15 protein-coding genes are annotated in these 15440 nt (G+C 56.9%); 11 read left to right on the top strand and 4 right to left on the bottom strand.

Features of this window, described 5'->3' with window-relative positions; genetic code table 11:
- Positions 1-36: 36 nt before the first annotated feature.
- Positions 37-432 (top strand): DUF423 domain-containing protein, encoded by a 396-nt coding sequence (locus tag AC6I8E_RS14805; RefSeq protein WP_013358901.1) that lies wholly within the window; start codon positions 37-39, stop codon positions 430-432.
- Positions 425-1525 carry a 23S rRNA (cytidine(2498)-2'-O)-methyltransferase RlmM gene (gene rlmM, locus AC6I8E_RS14800; protein WP_033783981.1) on the top strand — a complete coding sequence of 367 codons (1101 nt, stop codon included), beginning with the start codon at positions 425-427 and terminating at the stop codon, positions 1523-1525. The genes AC6I8E_RS14805 and rlmM overlap by 8 nt, the downstream gene beginning before the upstream one ends.
- A gap of 24 nt (positions 1526-1549) precedes the next feature.
- Here the strand turns inward: rlmM and xni are convergent, their stop codons facing one another.
- The 3 genes from xni to queF form a co-directional block, all read right to left on the bottom strand.
- Complete coding sequence (gene xni, locus AC6I8E_RS14795) at positions 1550-2305, bottom strand: flap endonuclease Xni (protein WP_013358899.1); 756 nt, start codon at positions 2303-2305, stop codon at positions 1550-1552.
- Positions 2306-2339: 34 nt separating this feature from the next.
- A complete protein-coding gene (gene ppnN / locus AC6I8E_RS14790) occupies positions 2340-3704 on the bottom strand; it encodes a nucleotide 5'-monophosphate nucleosidase PpnN (protein WP_201252825.1) in 1365 nt (454 codons plus the stop codon).
- Between the two features lie 169 nt (positions 3705-3873).
- Positions 3874-4719: an NADPH-dependent 7-cyano-7-deazaguanine reductase QueF gene (queF, locus tag AC6I8E_RS14785; protein ID WP_013358897.1), complete on the bottom strand. Its 846-nt coding sequence runs from the start codon at positions 4717-4719 to the stop codon at positions 3874-3876.
- A gap of 62 nt (positions 4720-4781) precedes the next feature.
- Here queF and syd point away from each other — a divergent pair, with 62 nt between their 5' ends.
- The 4 genes from syd to AC6I8E_RS14765 all read left to right on the top strand — a co-directional run bounded on the left by syd (position 4782) and on the right by AC6I8E_RS14765 (position 7486).
- Positions 4782-5330, top strand: a complete 549-nt coding sequence (gene syd, locus AC6I8E_RS14780; protein ID WP_013358896.1) for a SecY-interacting protein — start codon at positions 4782-4784, stop codon at positions 5328-5330.
- Positions 5331-5918: 588 nt separating this feature from the next.
- Positions 5919-6248: a YqcC family protein gene (locus AC6I8E_RS14775; protein ID WP_013358895.1), complete on the top strand. Its 330-nt coding sequence runs from the start codon at positions 5919-5921 to the stop codon at positions 6246-6248.
- Positions 6248-7027, top strand: a complete 780-nt coding sequence (gene truC, locus AC6I8E_RS14770) for a tRNA pseudouridine(65) synthase TruC (protein WP_095706743.1) — start codon at positions 6248-6250, stop codon at positions 7025-7027. The genes AC6I8E_RS14775 and truC overlap by 1 nt, the downstream gene beginning before the upstream one ends.
- A 12-nt stretch (positions 7028-7039) precedes the next feature.
- Positions 7040-7486, top strand: coding sequence for a flavodoxin (locus tag AC6I8E_RS14765; protein ID WP_013358893.1), 447 nt, complete (start codon positions 7040-7042; stop codon positions 7484-7486).
- A 49-nt stretch (positions 7487-7535) separates the two neighbouring features.
- Here AC6I8E_RS14765 and garD read toward each other — a convergent pair whose 3' ends face one another.
- Positions 7536-9095 carry a galactarate dehydratase gene (garD, locus tag AC6I8E_RS14760; protein WP_013358892.1) on the bottom strand — a complete coding sequence of 520 codons (1560 nt, stop codon included), beginning with the start codon at positions 9093-9095 and terminating at the stop codon, positions 7536-7538.
- Positions 9096-9660: 565 nt separating this feature from the next.
- Between garD and AC6I8E_RS14755 the strand changes: the two genes are divergently transcribed.
- The 5 genes from AC6I8E_RS14755 to garR are packed head-to-tail and all read left to right on the top strand — an operon-like array spanning position 9661 to position 15427.
- Positions 9661-11022, top strand: coding sequence for an MFS transporter (locus tag AC6I8E_RS14755; protein WP_033733627.1), 1362 nt, complete (start codon positions 9661-9663; stop codon positions 11020-11022).
- Complete coding sequence (locus tag AC6I8E_RS14750) at positions 11019-12365, top strand: enolase C-terminal domain-like protein (RefSeq protein ID WP_147790007.1); 1347 nt, start codon at positions 11019-11021, stop codon at positions 12363-12365. The genes AC6I8E_RS14755 and AC6I8E_RS14750 overlap by 4 nt, the downstream gene beginning before the upstream one ends.
- A 10-nt stretch (positions 12366-12375) precedes the next feature.
- Positions 12376-13707 (top strand): glucarate dehydratase, encoded by a 1332-nt coding sequence (gene gudD / locus AC6I8E_RS14745; RefSeq protein ID WP_033783974.1) that lies wholly within the window; start codon positions 12376-12378, stop codon positions 13705-13707.
- A 45-nt stretch (positions 13708-13752) separates the two neighbouring features.
- Complete coding sequence (gene garL / locus AC6I8E_RS14740) at positions 13753-14523, top strand: 2-dehydro-3-deoxyglucarate aldolase (protein ID WP_497824174.1); 771 nt, start codon at positions 13753-13755, stop codon at positions 14521-14523.
- Between the two features lie 19 nt (positions 14524-14542).
- The gene (gene garR / locus AC6I8E_RS14735) at positions 14543-15427 is read left to right on the top strand and encodes a 2-hydroxy-3-oxopropionate reductase (RefSeq protein WP_013358887.1); all 885 of its coding nucleotides are present in this window, start codon (positions 14543-14545) and stop codon (positions 15425-15427) included.
- Positions 15428-15440: the final 13 nt, after the last annotated feature.

Raw genomic sequence — 15440 nt, 5'->3', positions numbered from 1 at the left:
TGCATTACGATGCAAAAGCATCCTGAGGATAGGTTAATGTCCAGTCGTGCCATGTTTGTTTTTGCGGCTATCAGCGGCTTTCTGCTGGTGGCTTTTGGCGCATTTGGTGCCCACGTTTTAAGTCAGTCGCTGGGTGCGGCTGAGATGGCCTGGATTCATACCGGGCTGGAATATCAGGCTTATCACACGTTAGCGGTGATGGGACTGGGTGCCGCGATGCTACGCCGCGCCAATATCTGGTTTTACTGGAGCAGTGCGCTGATGGCGCTCGGCACCGTTTTGTTTAGTGGCAGCCTCTATTGTCTGGCGCTGTCACATCTGAAGTTTTGGGTTTTTATCACACCGGTAGGCGGGATCTGTTTCCTCGCCGGTTGGGTATTGATGTTGATTGGCGCGCTGCGTCTTAAACGAAAGGCAGAACGCCATGAATAAAGTTTTACTCTATTGTCGTCCCGGTTTTGAAAAAGAGTGTGCGGCAGAAATCAGTGCCAAAGCAGCGGAACGTGAAATCTACGGCTTTCCGCGGGTTAAAGATGACTCCGGCTACGTGTTGTTTGAGTGCTATCAGTTTGAAGATGCTGAGCGTCTGGCGCGTGAGTTACCGTTTGACGAGCTGATCTTTGCCCGGCAGATGCTGGTTGTCGGTGAAATGCTGCGTGACCTGCCGCAGGAAGATCGCATCACCCCGATCGTCGGCATGCTGACCGGCGTGGTGGAGAAGGGCGGCGAACTGCGTGTTGAAGTGCCGGACACGAACGAAGCCAAAGAGCTGACCAAATTCTGCCGTAAGTTCACCGTGCCGCTGCGTTCAGCACTGCGTGAAAGCAAGATTCTGCTGAACTATGAAAGTCCGAAACGCCCTGTGGTGCATGTGTTTTTCATTGCGCCAGGTACCTGTTACGTCGGCTACTCGATCCGGGAAAACAGCTCGCCGTTTTACATGGGTATTCCACGGCTTAAGTTCCCCTCCGATGCACCAAGCCGCTCGACCCTCAAGCTGGAAGAGGCGTTCCACGTCTTTATTCCTGCGGATGAGTGGGATGAGCGTTTAGCCAGCGGCATGTACGCCGTGGATCTCGGCGCCTGCCCGGGCGGCTGGACCTATCAGCTGGTCCAGCGCAGCATGATGGTTTATGCGGTGGACAACGGACCGATGGCCCCCAGCCTGATGGATACCGGCCAGGTGATGCACGAGAAAGCCGACGGGTTTAAATTCCGTCCACCCCGCACCAATATCAGCTGGCTGGTGTGTGACATGGTCGAAAAGCCGGTGCGTGTGGCTAACCTGATGACCGACTGGCTGGTTAACGGCTGGTGCCGTGAAGCCATCTTCAACCTGAAGCTGCCGATGAAAAAGCGTTATGAAGAGGTGACGCAGAATCTGGCCATGATGCAGGAGCGCTTTGATGAGAATGGCATCAACGTGCAGATTCGCGCCCGCCAGCTTTATCATGACCGCGAAGAGGTAACGGTACATGTGCGTCGTATGTGGGCAGCGACCGGTGGCCGTCGCGACGAACGTTAATCGCCGGGCTGAGTGCAGCTGCACTCAGCCGGTATAACGCAGCGTATTCAGATTGCCCTGCAATACCAGATCCCGCTTCAGCGTGGCCACCTGACGGCTGATCTCAGCCATCTGCTGGCCTTCTGCAAGCTTTTCCCGCCATTTAGCGGGCACCTGATCCAGTTGCTGATAGATCCCTTCAAGCGTGTGAAACTCTGCCAGCAGCTGTTTCGCACTTTTCGGGCCGATGCCGGTGATGCCTGGAATTTTACTGCTGCTGATGCCGCATAATCCCCAGTAGTCGGGGAGTAACTGGGGTGCCACGCCAAATTCAGCCTCGATAAAAGGCAGATCGAGCCAGCGTTTCTGGAAGTAGTCGCGGATGCGGATTTCGGGGGCCAGCAGCTGACAGTAACCTTTGTCGGTGGACACGATGGTGGCCAGGTGTCCGGCCTGCGCCATTTTCACCGCCAGCGTCGCCGCTAAATCATCTGCCTCATCCTCGCCCGCTATCCAGCAGCTTACACCTGCCGAACGAAAGGCCTCCTGCAACGCCGGCATCTCTGCCTGTAAATCGTCTGGCATCGGCGGGCGACCGCTTTTGTAATCGGGCAGCAGCTGATGTCGCCAGCCCTGATGACGTGCCTCGCCATCAAATACTGCGACAGCGTGAGTCGGACGGGCGTGACCCAGTACCTGGCGCAGCGCAGCCACGCAGCCGTCGACACAGGGTGAGCCCTGTACCGCATGCAGACGGCGAATCAGATTCAGCGCGTCAACAATAACAAGATGAAGAGCCATGAGCGTATCGGCAGCCCGGGGGCTGCCTCCTGGGTTATTTGATAATTTCGTAGCAGGGGATGTAGGCGGTGCCTGGCAGTTTCATGCGTTGCTGGGCAACGAATCCCTGTAGCAGCTCATCCATGCGGTGCATGATGTCGGGATCGCCATGCAGTCTGTAGCGTCCCTTCTCGCGGATTTCGCGGATGCCCATCTCTTTAACATTACCGGCGACAATACCTGAGAAGGCGCGGCGCAGGTCGGCAGCCAGCTTCTCGGGAGGCTGATTGGTATAGAGATTGAGGTTGGCCATATTTTCATGCGTTGGCATGAACGGCACCTGCAGATCGGGCTCAATGCGAATCGACCAGTTAAAGCTGTACGCATCGCCGGTTTCACGACGGTTCTCTTTCACCTGCGGCATCGCTTTCTTCATCAGACGCGCCACTTCTGCCGCGTCATCAATGATGATCTGGTAATGCTTACGCGCCTGTTCACCTAGGGTGTTAACGATGAAATCATCCAGCACGCGGAAGTAATCGGCGCTCTCTTTCGGCCCGGTCAGAATCAGCGGCAACACCTGATTGTTGTTCTGCGGATTCATCAGGATGCCCAGCAGATAGAGCAGCTCTTCAGCCGTACCGACGCCGCCAGGGAAAATGATGATGCCGTGGGCGATACGCACAAACGCTTCCAGACGTTTTTCAATGTCCGGCATGATGATCAGCTCATTCACCAGTGGATTTGGCGGTTCAGCTGCAATGATTGAGGGTTCGGTGAGGCCGATAAAGCGGCTGTCGCGATAGCGCTGCTGGGCATGGCCAACCGCTGCGCCTTTCATCGGTGCTTCCATCACGCCCGGCCCGCAGCCGGTACAGATATTCAGCTCACGCAGTCCAAGCTGCGTACCGACATTGCGGCAATACTGATACTCAACGGCGTTGATTGAGTGACCACCCCAGCAGACTACGGTGTTGGGATACTCGCCGATATGCAGAGCCCGCGCATTACGCAGAATGGAAAACACCGTGTTGGTAATGGTGGCGGAATCATTCTCTTCGGCTGCACTTAACCGGCCCGGTATGTTGAGCTGGCCGCTGACAAACAGGATGTCACGCAGCACCGCAAACAGGTTAGCCTGCAGTGAGCGGATGATGCGGCCATCTACGAACGCCTCTTCCGGCGGATTGATCAGTTCCAGTTTGACGCCGCGCTCCTGGCGCAGCACGTTGATGTCGAAATTCTCAAAGCGGGAGAGCAGTTCGTGGCTGCTGTCAGTCTGGCTGCCGGAGTTAAGCACGGCCAGAGAGCAATTGCGAAACAGCTGGTAGAGGTCGCTGCTGGCTGTGCGCTTGAGCATGTCGACTTCCAGCTGCGAGAGCAGATCCATTGAGCCAAGTGGGCTGATATGGGTAATCAAATGAACTCCTTTGCACCCGCCTGGGTGCTGATTGGCACTGCAATGGCAGTGACGAAAATCCCTGGTCGGCAACCCGCAGATTGCCGCCTTCACCAGAGTAGCCTTGTCGGCCCGCACAGCTCAAGCGGAACTGCGCTTACGGCACCCAGCCTGAGAGAAGTCTCGCAAACTACTGACGGACCAGCCGCGAAAAACCGGGCGAGAAGGGCACATTGGTGCGCCACGGGTTAATATCCAGCCCGCCACGACGGGTGTAGCGCGCATAAACGGTCAGCGCTTCCGGATGGCAGAATCGCATCACATCATTAAAGATGCGTTCAACACACTGCTCGTGAAATTCGTTGTGCTGACGGAATGAGACCAGATAGCGCAGCAGTGCTTCACGCGCGATACGCGGGCCTTTATAGCGGATCATCACCGAGCCCCAGTCGGGCTGGTTGGTAATCAGGCAGTTCGACTTGAGCAGATGGCTGACCAGCGTCTCTTCAACGATTTCGCTGCCTGCGGCATCCGCCAGATAGTCAGCATTGAAGCGGTAATCCTCTATGGCGATATCCTGCTCATCAATGCAGCAACCCTCAAAATGACCAATCGGCTGACCTTCTATTTCATTGAGACGGAACAACGCGACCCGCGCTTCCCCTTCAGCACAGGCACTCAGGTCCCGCTCCAGCGTCTGACGAACCTCACCCCAGTCGGCAAAGCGGGTCTGATTGAAACTGTTCAGGTAGAGCTTGAAGCTTTTCGACTCGATAAGATTACGGCTTTGCGCATCCAGCACCACTTCGCCAACGGCAACCTGTGGCAGACCTTTGCTGTTGAGCCACGAGAGTTCATACAGGGTCCAGATATCGCTGCCGGTAAAGGGCAGACTGTCGGGAAACAGGCCAAGCGGTTCACGGTTCAGGCTGCGCGGCACCGCCTGCAGTAAGCTGTTGTCATACCGATCGTGATAGGCTGTGGGTTTGCCCAGCGTCAGGTTACTGAGCGCCTGATCCTGTTCGTGAGTAGTCATTGCGGTTACCACCAAAATTAATCAAAGTGGCTAAGTGTAACCTATCAGAAGTGAGAATATGAATGATGCAGCAAACTGCCGCCGCGTTGCGCGACTTTACCACCCGATACTGCCAGCACTGGCTTCAGCAGGCGGGACATGGGCCGGCCAGCAGCGATCTCTATGGCGTTCCTTCGCCCTGTGCACTGGAAGATCGCGAGCAGCGGGTCGTCTGGCAGCCGCAGCCGTTTAGTCTGCCAACGACGCTGGATGCGATTGAGCGGGCGGTCGACATCCAGCTTCAGCCGCCGATCACGGCGTTCTATACCACGCAGTTTGCCGGCGATATGCAGGCCCGTTTTGGCGAGAATCAGCTGACCCTTTTGCAGGTGTGGAGTGAAGAGGATTTCCTGCGATTACAGGAGAATCTGATTGGGCATCTGGTGATGCAGCGCCGCCTCAGACAGTCGCCTACGCTATTCATTGCCACCACCGATTCAGAGGAGGAGATCATCTCCCTGTCTAATCTCAGCGGCGAAGTGATTCTGGAGCAGCCTGGTCGTAAACAGCGCGTGGTACTGGCAGAAAGTCTTGAGATATTTCTTAAGTCATTACAACCGGTTATCATCTGAATTGCAGTGATTTGCCGCCTGGCTTGTGAGACATCTCTTACATATGCTGTGAGAGATCGCCATATAACAGTTGAGACATCCGGAAGGCCGTGATGTAAAAATATTGTGAATCATCAACTTAATGGCGTTAATCTGAATTTGTGCAGCACATTTCGTAAAGTTTCGCTGTGAGTACCTTGTGCGCGTAACGAGTTCTGTCAAAATGTTTCCCACTGCAGGATGCTCAGGAAACAGATATCGTCAGGATGATGATAAGCCATGAGGCAGGAACGTAACGGAGCTTACGGCACACGGAAGGTTTCAGGATGAAACAGGATCGCTCAGGAGTGAGCAAGGGACACCTCCAGGATGGAGAATGAGAACCCCCTCAGAAGAGGTGGTGGGCCAGGATGCTAAGGATACATCAGGACGATGCGCGACAGGAGTTCGCACTGGACAAGTTGTCATGGAAGAGCAGGGAGCAAAAACGTAGCAGGATGGCTGCAAACGAACCGGGAGCACTGTTTATACAGTGCTCCCTTTTTTTGTGCCTGTGCCAACAAGTGATATGCTTGCCGCCCATTTTTGACTGCTTGCCGGAGGTGGCGCATGACGCCTGAACAATTGATTACGCAACGGCTGGAGCAACTGGAAGCGGTGATGCGTGAGCACCATCTCTGGCAGAGTACCCCTCCGGCCGAAGACGCGCTCGAGAGCCGTGAACCCTTTTGCCTGGATACGCTGGAGCCGCTGCAGTGGCTCCAGTGGGTGCTGATCCCGCGGATGCATGCCCTGATTGCTGCTCAGCATCCGTTACCGCAAAATTTTGCGGTTGCTCCCTACTACGAGGTGGCGCTGGTGCCTGACCAGCCCGGTATTGCGCCGCTGCTGCTGACCCTGCGTCAGCTTGACGCGTTAATCAAGGATGCAGCCCACTGATGCTGGAGATACTCTATCAGGATGAGTGGCTGGTTGCCGTCAACAAGCCCAGCGGCTGGCTGGTTCACCGCAGCTGGCTGGATCGCCATGAAACCGTGTTTGTGATGCAGACCGTTCGCGACCAGATTGGACAGCATGTGTTTACCGCGCATCGTCTGGATAAACCCACCTCAGGCGTACTGCTGATGGGGCTTTCAAGCGAAGTCGGTCGTCTGCTTTCCCTGCAGTTCGAACAGCACCAGATGCAGAAAACCTATCATGCTGTCGTACGCGGCTGGCTGGAGAGCAGCGGAACGCTCGACTATCCGCTGGTGGAAGAGCTGGATAAAATTGCTGACAGGCATGCCACTGAAGCGCGCACCGCACAGCCCGCCGTCACCGATTATCAGTCACTGGCAACGGTCGAGATGCCGGTCGGCATTGGCCGCTATCCCACTTCGCGTTACAGCCTGGTTGAAATGGCCCCTAAAACCGGCCGCAAACATCAACTGCGTCGTCATATGTCGCACCTGCGTCATCCGATTATTGGCGATTCGGCGCACGGCGATCTGCGCCAGAACCGGGGGGCCGCTGAACACTTTGGTGCTAACCGGCTGATGCTGCACGCCAGCAGCCTGGCACTCACCCATCCGGTGATCGGTGAACCTTTACTGATCCGTGCCGGGCTGGATGGCGTCTGGCAGAACGTGATGAACCAGTTTGGCTGGCAGGATCGCATTCCTGAGGTGCCGCGGGTTGAGTTTAACGCAGCGCCAGGACAGGATAACGTTTCAGAATAAGGGAGAAAGCAGATGGCAAAGATTGGCATTTTTGTAGGGACGGTATACGGCAATGCGCTGCTGGTAGCGGAAGAAGCAGAGCCCCTTCTGCAGCAGCAGGGTCACAGCGTCACCGTGTTTGACGATCCGACGCTGGCAGACTGGCAGAACTATGCCAGCGACGTGGCGTTAATTGTCACCTCAACCACCGGACAGGGCGATTTTCCTGATACGATTTCAGGCCTGTTCCATGCGGTTAAAGATAAGCTCGGTCATCAGCCTGCGTTGCGCTATGGCGTGATTGCGCTGGGTGACAGCAGTTATGACCATTTTTGTGGCGCGGGTAAAACTTTCGATGCGCTGCTGCAGGAACAGGGCGCACAGCGGGTCGGTGAGGTGTTACTGGTTGATGCCACCGAAAATCCTGAGCCGGAAGCGGTGACCTCTCCGTGGGTTGAAGCCTGGGGCGCGCAGCTCTGATGGCAACGCCAGGCTTATCGCAGCATAAGGATAAGCCTGGCGTGTGATATCAGGTCACCGGTGCCGGGTTAAACACCGCCAGCTGATTACGGATGCCCCAGCGATCGGACCAGGTCTGCTTCCGGCCACTGGCAATATCCAGAATCAACTCAAACAATCGCCAGCCCACCTGCTCAATACTCTCTTCACCGGTCGCAATCGTCCCGGCATTAATATCCATCAGATCGTGCCAGCGCTCGGCCAGCGCATTGCGCGTTGCCATCTTGATGACCGGAATCGCAGCCAGACCGTAAGGCGTTCCGCGGCCGGTAGTAAACACCTGTAGCGTGATACCGGATGCCAGCTGCTGCGTACCGCAGACAAAATCGCTGGCGGGGGTTGCTGCGTAGATCAGGCCACGTCGCGTAGGTCGCTGACCGGGCGAGAGCACTTCGACAATGGCGCTGCGCCCCGATTTGGCGATCGATCCCAGCGCTTTTTCCACCACGTTCGCCAGTCCGCCTTTTTTATTGCCCGGCGACGGATTCGCGCTGCGATCGGTCTGGCCCTGGTCGAGGTAGTTGTCATACCAGGCCATCTCCTCCAGTAAGCGCTTACCGACTTCCTGATTAATCACCCGCGGCGTCAGCAGGTGAATTGCATCACGCACTTCAGTGACTTCCGAAAACATCACCGTCGCACCGCAGCGCACCAGCAAATCAGACGCGAAGCCCACCGCCGGATTCGCCGTTACGCCCGAAAACGCATCGCTGCCACCGCACTGCATGCCGACAATCAGTTCTGCAGCAGAACAGGTTTCGCGCTGGCGCTGATTCAGCCGCTGGAGATGGCGCTCCGCTACCTGCAGAATCTCATTTACCATCGCCCCAAAACCGACCAGCTTCTCATCCTGCAGGCGCACAATGTCATGATCGTCCAGCGAAATCGCCTGCACGTCGGGCGTGCCGGTCAGCAGACGCTCCGGCTGTAACTTCTCACAGCCCAGGCTGACGATCATCACTTCGCCACCGAAATTGGCATTCAGCGCCAGGTTATGAATCGTGCGAATCGGCACCACCGCCGCAGGTGCATTAATCGCCACGCCGCAGCCATAAAGGTGATTGAGCGCGACCACGCCATCCACATTCGGGTAGCGCGGCAGTAAATCCCGTTCAATGATCTGTACGACATGATCCACCACACCGGCCACGCAGTGGACGCTGGTGGTGATGCCGAGCAGGTTACGCGTGCCGACGCTGCCATCCGCATTGCGATAACCTTCAAAGGTATAGCCTTCCAGCGGCGGCAATTCAGGCGGAACCTGCGTGGCTAACGGCAGACTCGCCAGCGGAGGCGCTTCCGGCAACGCGACCAGCGACTCATCAATCCAGCTGCCCTGGGCAATATCCCGTAATGCATAGCCGATGACTTCGCCGTAACGCACGATCTCTGCACCCTGGTTAATCGCGCGCAGCGCGACTTTGTGACCCTGTGGCACATGCTCCGTGAGTGTCAGGCCATCCGCAAACTGCGTGCCAGCCGGCAGGCCCAGGCTGTTAACCACTATCGCCACATTGTCGTGCTCATGGACTTTGATATAGAGCGGTTGTTCATCTGTTTTGGGGTACATCGCTCACCTTCCCGTCTGTCGTGCCGTACTTGTGCGGCACGCTGTAATGTTCTGACCTGTCACACGTTTGTTTGCCATCTTCAGTATAGGGAGGCGGAGCAAGGCGCGCATTGTGCAAATGACCACCATTGAGACAATTCACCTTATCGATTTGGGGCGATTATCCAGAAGCAAGTGAAGAGCCTCACAAACAGCGGGGGAAAGCGTTACCTAAGGCGGTTATTGCTCAGTTATTTGCCGCTTTCGTGAGCCATCCCGCAGGGTTTTGTGCATCCGCCACACAATCACTTCTGCACGGGCATTATTCCAGGGCGATGTGCCAATGTGCTCGCTTCAGGCTGTTCTTATACTGGGTTCCGTTAGCCAAAGTCAGGTTATCTGTCACGACGTATTACTCATCCGCAGAGGTCGCAGAAGCGCATTGGCTGCCACCTCGCAGATGGATAAATAAAGGTTTGCCAAAACAAAAAGATCGCCGTGTTTAACCCAACTTCTCTCTGATACCCAACGCGATGTGTATGCAGTCAGAGCGAATGTAGCTCACGCTATATTTCAGGAGTGCATCATGAATAGTTTCAGCCAGACCGCGGAAACGGTGCAGAAGCGCACCAATGCCCGCTACTGGATTGTGGTGATGTTATTTATCGTCACCTCATTCAACTACGGTGACCGCGCAACCATCTCGATTGCCGGTTCCGCGATGTCCAAAGATATCGGCCTCGATTCGGTCGGACTGGGCTATATCTTCTCTGCCTTCTCATGGGCGTACGTTATTGGCCAGATTCCGGGCGGCTGGCTGCTTGACCGCTTCGGCTCTAAACGCGTCTATTTCTGGAGCATCTTTACCTGGTCGCTGTTTACGCTGCTGCAGGGTTTCGTGGATATCTTCAGCGGCTTCGGCATCATCATGTCGCTGTTTATTCTGCGTTTCCTGGTGGGTCTGGCTGAAGCGCCTTCCTTCCCCGGCAACAGCCGGATTGTAGCCGCCTGGTTCCCGGCGCAGGAGCGCGGCACGGCAGTGGCGATCTTCAACTCCGCGCAATACTTCGCCACCGTGATCTTTGCACCCATCATGGGCTGGCTGGTCTCTGAAGTGGGCTGGGCGCATGTGTTCTGGTTCATGGGTGGCCTGGGCATCATCCTCAGCTTTATCTGGCTGAAAGTGATCCACGATCCCACCGATCACCCCGGCGTGAACAAAGCTGAACTGGAGTACATGGAGCAGGGCGGCGCGCTGATCAACATGGATGTCAAAAAGGATACCCGCAAGGTGAGCTGGAGCGAGAAGTGGTTCCAGATTAAGCAGCTGCTGACGTCACGCATGATGCTGGGTATCTACCTCGGTCAGTACTGTGTTAACGCCTTAACCTATTTTTTCATCACCTGGTTCCCGGTCTATCTGGTGCAGGCGCGCGGCATGTCGATTCTGAAAGCGGGCTTTATTGCTTCGATTCCGGCAGTGTGCGGCTTCCTGGGCGGCGTCCTGGGCGGAGTCATCTCCGACTGGCTGATGCGTAAAACCGGCTCGCTGAATATCGCGCGTAAAACGCCGATCGTGCTCGGCATGCTGCTCTCTATTTCGATGGTGATGTGTAACTACACCGAGACCGAATGGGTGGTGGTGTTCTTTATGGCACTGGCGTTCTTTGGTAAAGGCATTGGTGCGCTGGGCTGGGCGGTGATGGCGGATACCGCACCGAAAGAGATCAGCGGACTCAGCGGCGGCCTGTTTAACATGTTCGGTAACTTCTCCGGCATCGTGACCCCCATTGCTATCGGCTACATCATCGCCACCAGTGGTTCCTTTGAAGGTGCACTGGTCTATGTCGGCATTCATGCCTTTGTTGCGGCATTCAGCTTCCTGGTGATTGCCGGTGATATCAAACGTGTCGAACTGAAATCCTGGCACGGTAAGGATGCATCATGAATACGCAAAGTTCCCCGGTAATCACGGAGATGCGGGTTATCCCGGTCGCCGGTTACGACAGCATGCTGCTTAATATTGGCGGTGCCCACAACGCCTGTTTTACCCGCAACATTGTGGTCCTCACCGACAGCGCCGGCCACACCGGCGTGGGTGAAGCGCCCGGCGGTGACACCATCTATCAGACGCTGGTGGAGGCGATTCCGCGGGTTTTAGGCCAGCAGATTGCCCGCATGAACCGTCTGGTGCAGCAGGTACACAAAGGGAATCAGTCGGCTGACTTCACCACTTTTGGCAACGGTGCCTGGACTTTTGAGCTGCGCGTCAATGCGGTGGCCGCGCTGGAAGCGGCGCTGCTCGATCTGCTGGGACAGTGTCTGGGCGTCCCGGTGGCTGAACTGCTGGGGCCGGGCAAACAGCGTGATGAAGTCACGGTGCTGGGCTATCTGTTCTATCTCGGCGACCGGCGTAAAACCGATCTGCCCTATCTCACTGGTGAGCAGGCCAGTCACGACTGGTATCACCTGCGCCATCAGGAAGCGCTAAGCAGCGATGCCGTGGTGCGGCTGGCTGAGGCGGCACAGGATAAGTACGGCTTTAAAGATTTCAAGCTCAAAGGTGGCGTGCTGCCGGGCGAGCAGGAGATCGCCACGGCGGCGGCGCTGAAGCAGCGCTTTCCCGATGCGCGCATTACAGTTGACCCCAATGGGGCCTGGCTGTTGGATGAGGCGATAGCGCTGTGTAAAGGGATGCAGGATGTGCTGAGCTACGCTGAAGATCCCTGCGGCGCGGAGCAGGGCTATTCGGGCCGTGAAGTCATGGCCGAGTTCCGGCGTGCCACCGGCCTGCCGGTCGCCACAAACATGATCGCCACCAACTGGCGCGAGATGAACCACGCAGTGATGCTGAATGCGGTCGATATTCCGCTGGCGGATCCGCACTTCTGGACGCTGAGCGGTGCCGTGCGTGTCGCCCAGCTGTGCGATGAGTGGGGCCTCACCTGGGGTTGCCACTCTAATAATCACTTCGATATTTCCCTGGCGATGTTCACCCATGTGGGTGCGGCGGCGCCGGGTAATCCCACCGCGATTGATACCCACTGGATCTGGCAGGAGGGCGATCAGCGCCTGACGAAAAATCCGCTGCAAATCCGCAATGGAAAAATCGCCGTACCGGATGCACCGGGTCTGGGCATTGAGCTCGACTGGGACCAGGTAAACAAAGCCAATCAGCTTTATCAGTCACTGCCCGCCGGTGCACGTAACGACGCGACGGCGATGCAGTATCTGATCCCCGGCTGGACTTTTGATCGCAAGCGCCCGGCATTCGGCCGGAAAACAGCATAAGGAGCAGGAGATGAGTTCAACACCGAAAGTGACCGCCATGCAGGTTATTCCGGTCGCAGGCTATGACAGCATGCTGCTGAACCTCAGTGGCGCTCACTCGCCATTCTTTACCCGCAACATTGTGATTATCAAAGATAACGCCGGACATACCGGCGTCGGTGAAATTCCGGGCGGCGAGAAAATCCGTCAGACGCTGGAAGATGCCGCCTCGCTGGTGATCGGCAAAACGCTGGGTGAGTACAAAAATACCCTCAGTCTGGTGCGCAGTACTTTTGCTGACCGCGATGCGAGTGGCCGCGGCAACCAGACCTTTGATCTGCGCACCACGATTCATGTGGTAACCGGCATCGAAGCGGCGCTGCTTGATCTGCTGGGTCAGCACCTGGGCGTCAACGTCGCCTCGCTGCTGGGTGACGGGCAGCAGCGTGACCGTGTTGAGATGCTCGGTTACCTGTTCTACATCGGCGACCGCACTAAAACCTCGCTCTCTTATCAGAACCAGCAGAATGATCCGTGCGACTGGTATCGCCTGCGCCACGAAGAGGCGTTAACGCCGGATGCGGTAGTGCGTCTGGCGGAAGCGGCCTATGAGAAATATGGTTTTAACGACTTCAAACTTAAAGGTGGCGTGCTGCGCGGCGGTGAAGAGGCCGAAGCGGTTACGGCGCTGGCAAAACGTTTTCCTGAAGCTCGCATTACCCTCGACCCCAACGGGGCCTGGTCACTCAACGAGGCGATCATGCTCGGCAAACAGCTCAAAGATGTGCTGGCCTACGCAGAAGATCCCTGTGGCGCAGAGCAGGGCTACTCAGGGCGTGAAGTGATGGCGGAGTTCCGCCGTGCGACCGGCATGCCCACCGCCACCAATATGATCGCCACCGACTGGCGGCAGATGGGGCATACCCTGTCGCTGCAGTCGGTGGACATTCCGCTGGCCGATCCGCACTTCTGGACCATGCAGGGTTCGGTGCGCGTGGCGCAGATGTGTCACGACTTCGGCCTGACCTGGGGTTCGCACTCCAATAACCACTTCGACGTTTCGCTGGCCATGTTTACCCACGTGGCCGCCGCCGCACCGGGCGCTATTACCGCCATTGATACCCACTGGATCTGGCAGGAGGGCAATCAGCGCCTGACCAAAGAGCCGTTCCAGATCAAGGGCGGTATGGTGCAGGTGCCGCAGAAGCCGGGTCTTGGCGTAGAGCTGGATATGGATCAGGTGATGCAGGCCAATGCGCTCTATCAGAAGCAGGGGCTGGGTGCGCGTGACGATGCTGAAGCGATGCAATTTTTAGTGCCGGGATGGACTTTCGACAATAAACGTCCGTGCCTGGTACGTTAACCTTTCTGGCTCCCGCCGCGGAGCCATCGTCACAGGAGTTCAACCATGAGTAATGCAGCCTGGCCCAATGGATTTCGTCGTCGCCTGTTAGCGGGCGACACCCTGATTGGCAGCTGGTGTGCGCTGGCCAGCCCGATCTCAACTGAAATCCTGGGGCTGGCCGGTTTCGACTGGCTGGTACTGGATGGCGAACACGCGCCCAACGACATCACGACCTTTGTGCCGCAGCTGATGGCGCTGAAAGGCAGCCACAGCGCCCCCGTGGTGCGTCCGCCCTGCAACGAGCCGGTGATCATTAAGCGTCTGCTGGATATCGGCTTTAACAACTTTCTGGTGCCGTTTGTCGAAACCGCAGAGGAAGCTCTGCGTGCCGTCGCCTCAACCCGCTATCCGCCCGCCGGGATTCGTGGTGTCTCGGTGTCGCACCGCAGCAACATGTACGGCACGTTGCCGGATTACAACAGCACCATTAATGACAACATCACGGTGCTGGTGCAGATCGAAACCCAGCAGGCGGTCGACAACATTGACGTCATCGCGGCGGTGGATGGTGTCGACGGTATTTTCGTCGGGCCGGGCGATCTCTCCGCTGCGCTGGGCTATCTCGGTCAGCCTGCGCATCCTGAAGTGCTGAAAGTGATTAAACACATTTTTGAACGTGCCAAAGCGGCCGGTAAGCCGAGCGGCATTCTGGCGCCGGTGGAAGCGGACGCGCGTCGCTATCTGGAGTGGGGAGCCACTTTTGTGGCCGTCGGCAGCGATGTCGGAATGTTCCGCAACGCCTCGCAGGCGTTATGCGACAAATTTAAGCGCTAATCGATCAAGGAGAAACGCAATGAAAATTGGATTTATTGGCCTGGGCATTATGGGCAAACCCATGAGTAAAAATCTGGTGAAAGCCGGTTATTCGCTGGTGGTACGCGATCACAACGCCGAAAACGAAGCGGAGCTGACGGAACTGGGCGCGACCGTAGCGAAATCGCCTAAAGAGGTGGCGGAACAGTGCGACGTGGTGATTACCATGGTGCCTAACTCGCCGCAGGTGATCGAGGTCTGCCTGGGTAAAAATGGCATTGTCGAAGGGGCGAAGCCGGGCCTGGTGGTGATCGACATGAGTTCGATTGCGCCGCTGGCGAGCCGTGAAGTCCATGATGCGCTGGCAGAAAAAGGCATCAAAATGCTGGATGCGCCGGTCAGCGGCGGCGAACCTAAAGCGATTGAAGGCACGCTCTCTGTGATGGTCGGTGGCGATAAAGCGGTGTTCGATGCCTGCTACGACATCATGAAATCAATGGCGGGATCGGTCGTGCATACCGGCGACATCGGTGCAGGTAACGTCACCAAACTGGCAAACCAGGTGATTGTGGCGCTGAACATTGCGGCCATGTCCGAGGCGCTGTCGCTGGCGACGAAAGCGGGTGTGAATCCGGATCTGGTTTATCAGGCAATTCGCGGTGGCCTGGCGGGCAGCACGGTACTGGATGCCAAAGCGCCGATGGTGATGGACCGCAACTTCAAACCGGGCTTTCGTATCGACCTGCATATCAAAGATCTGGCGAACGCGCTGGATACCTCGCACAGCATCGGCGCGCATCTGCCGCTGACGGCGGCGGTGATGGAGATGATGCAGGCGCTGCGCAACGAGGGTCAGGGTACTGCCGACCACAGTGCGCTGGCCTGCTATTATGAGAAGTTAGCGAAGGTTGAAATCGCCCGCTAAAACCCGGTGCCGG

Source organism: Pantoea sp. X-Soil-YNGN-785 (assembly GCF_059730585.1).
This window is presented reverse-complemented; position numbering and strand designations above follow the sequence as displayed.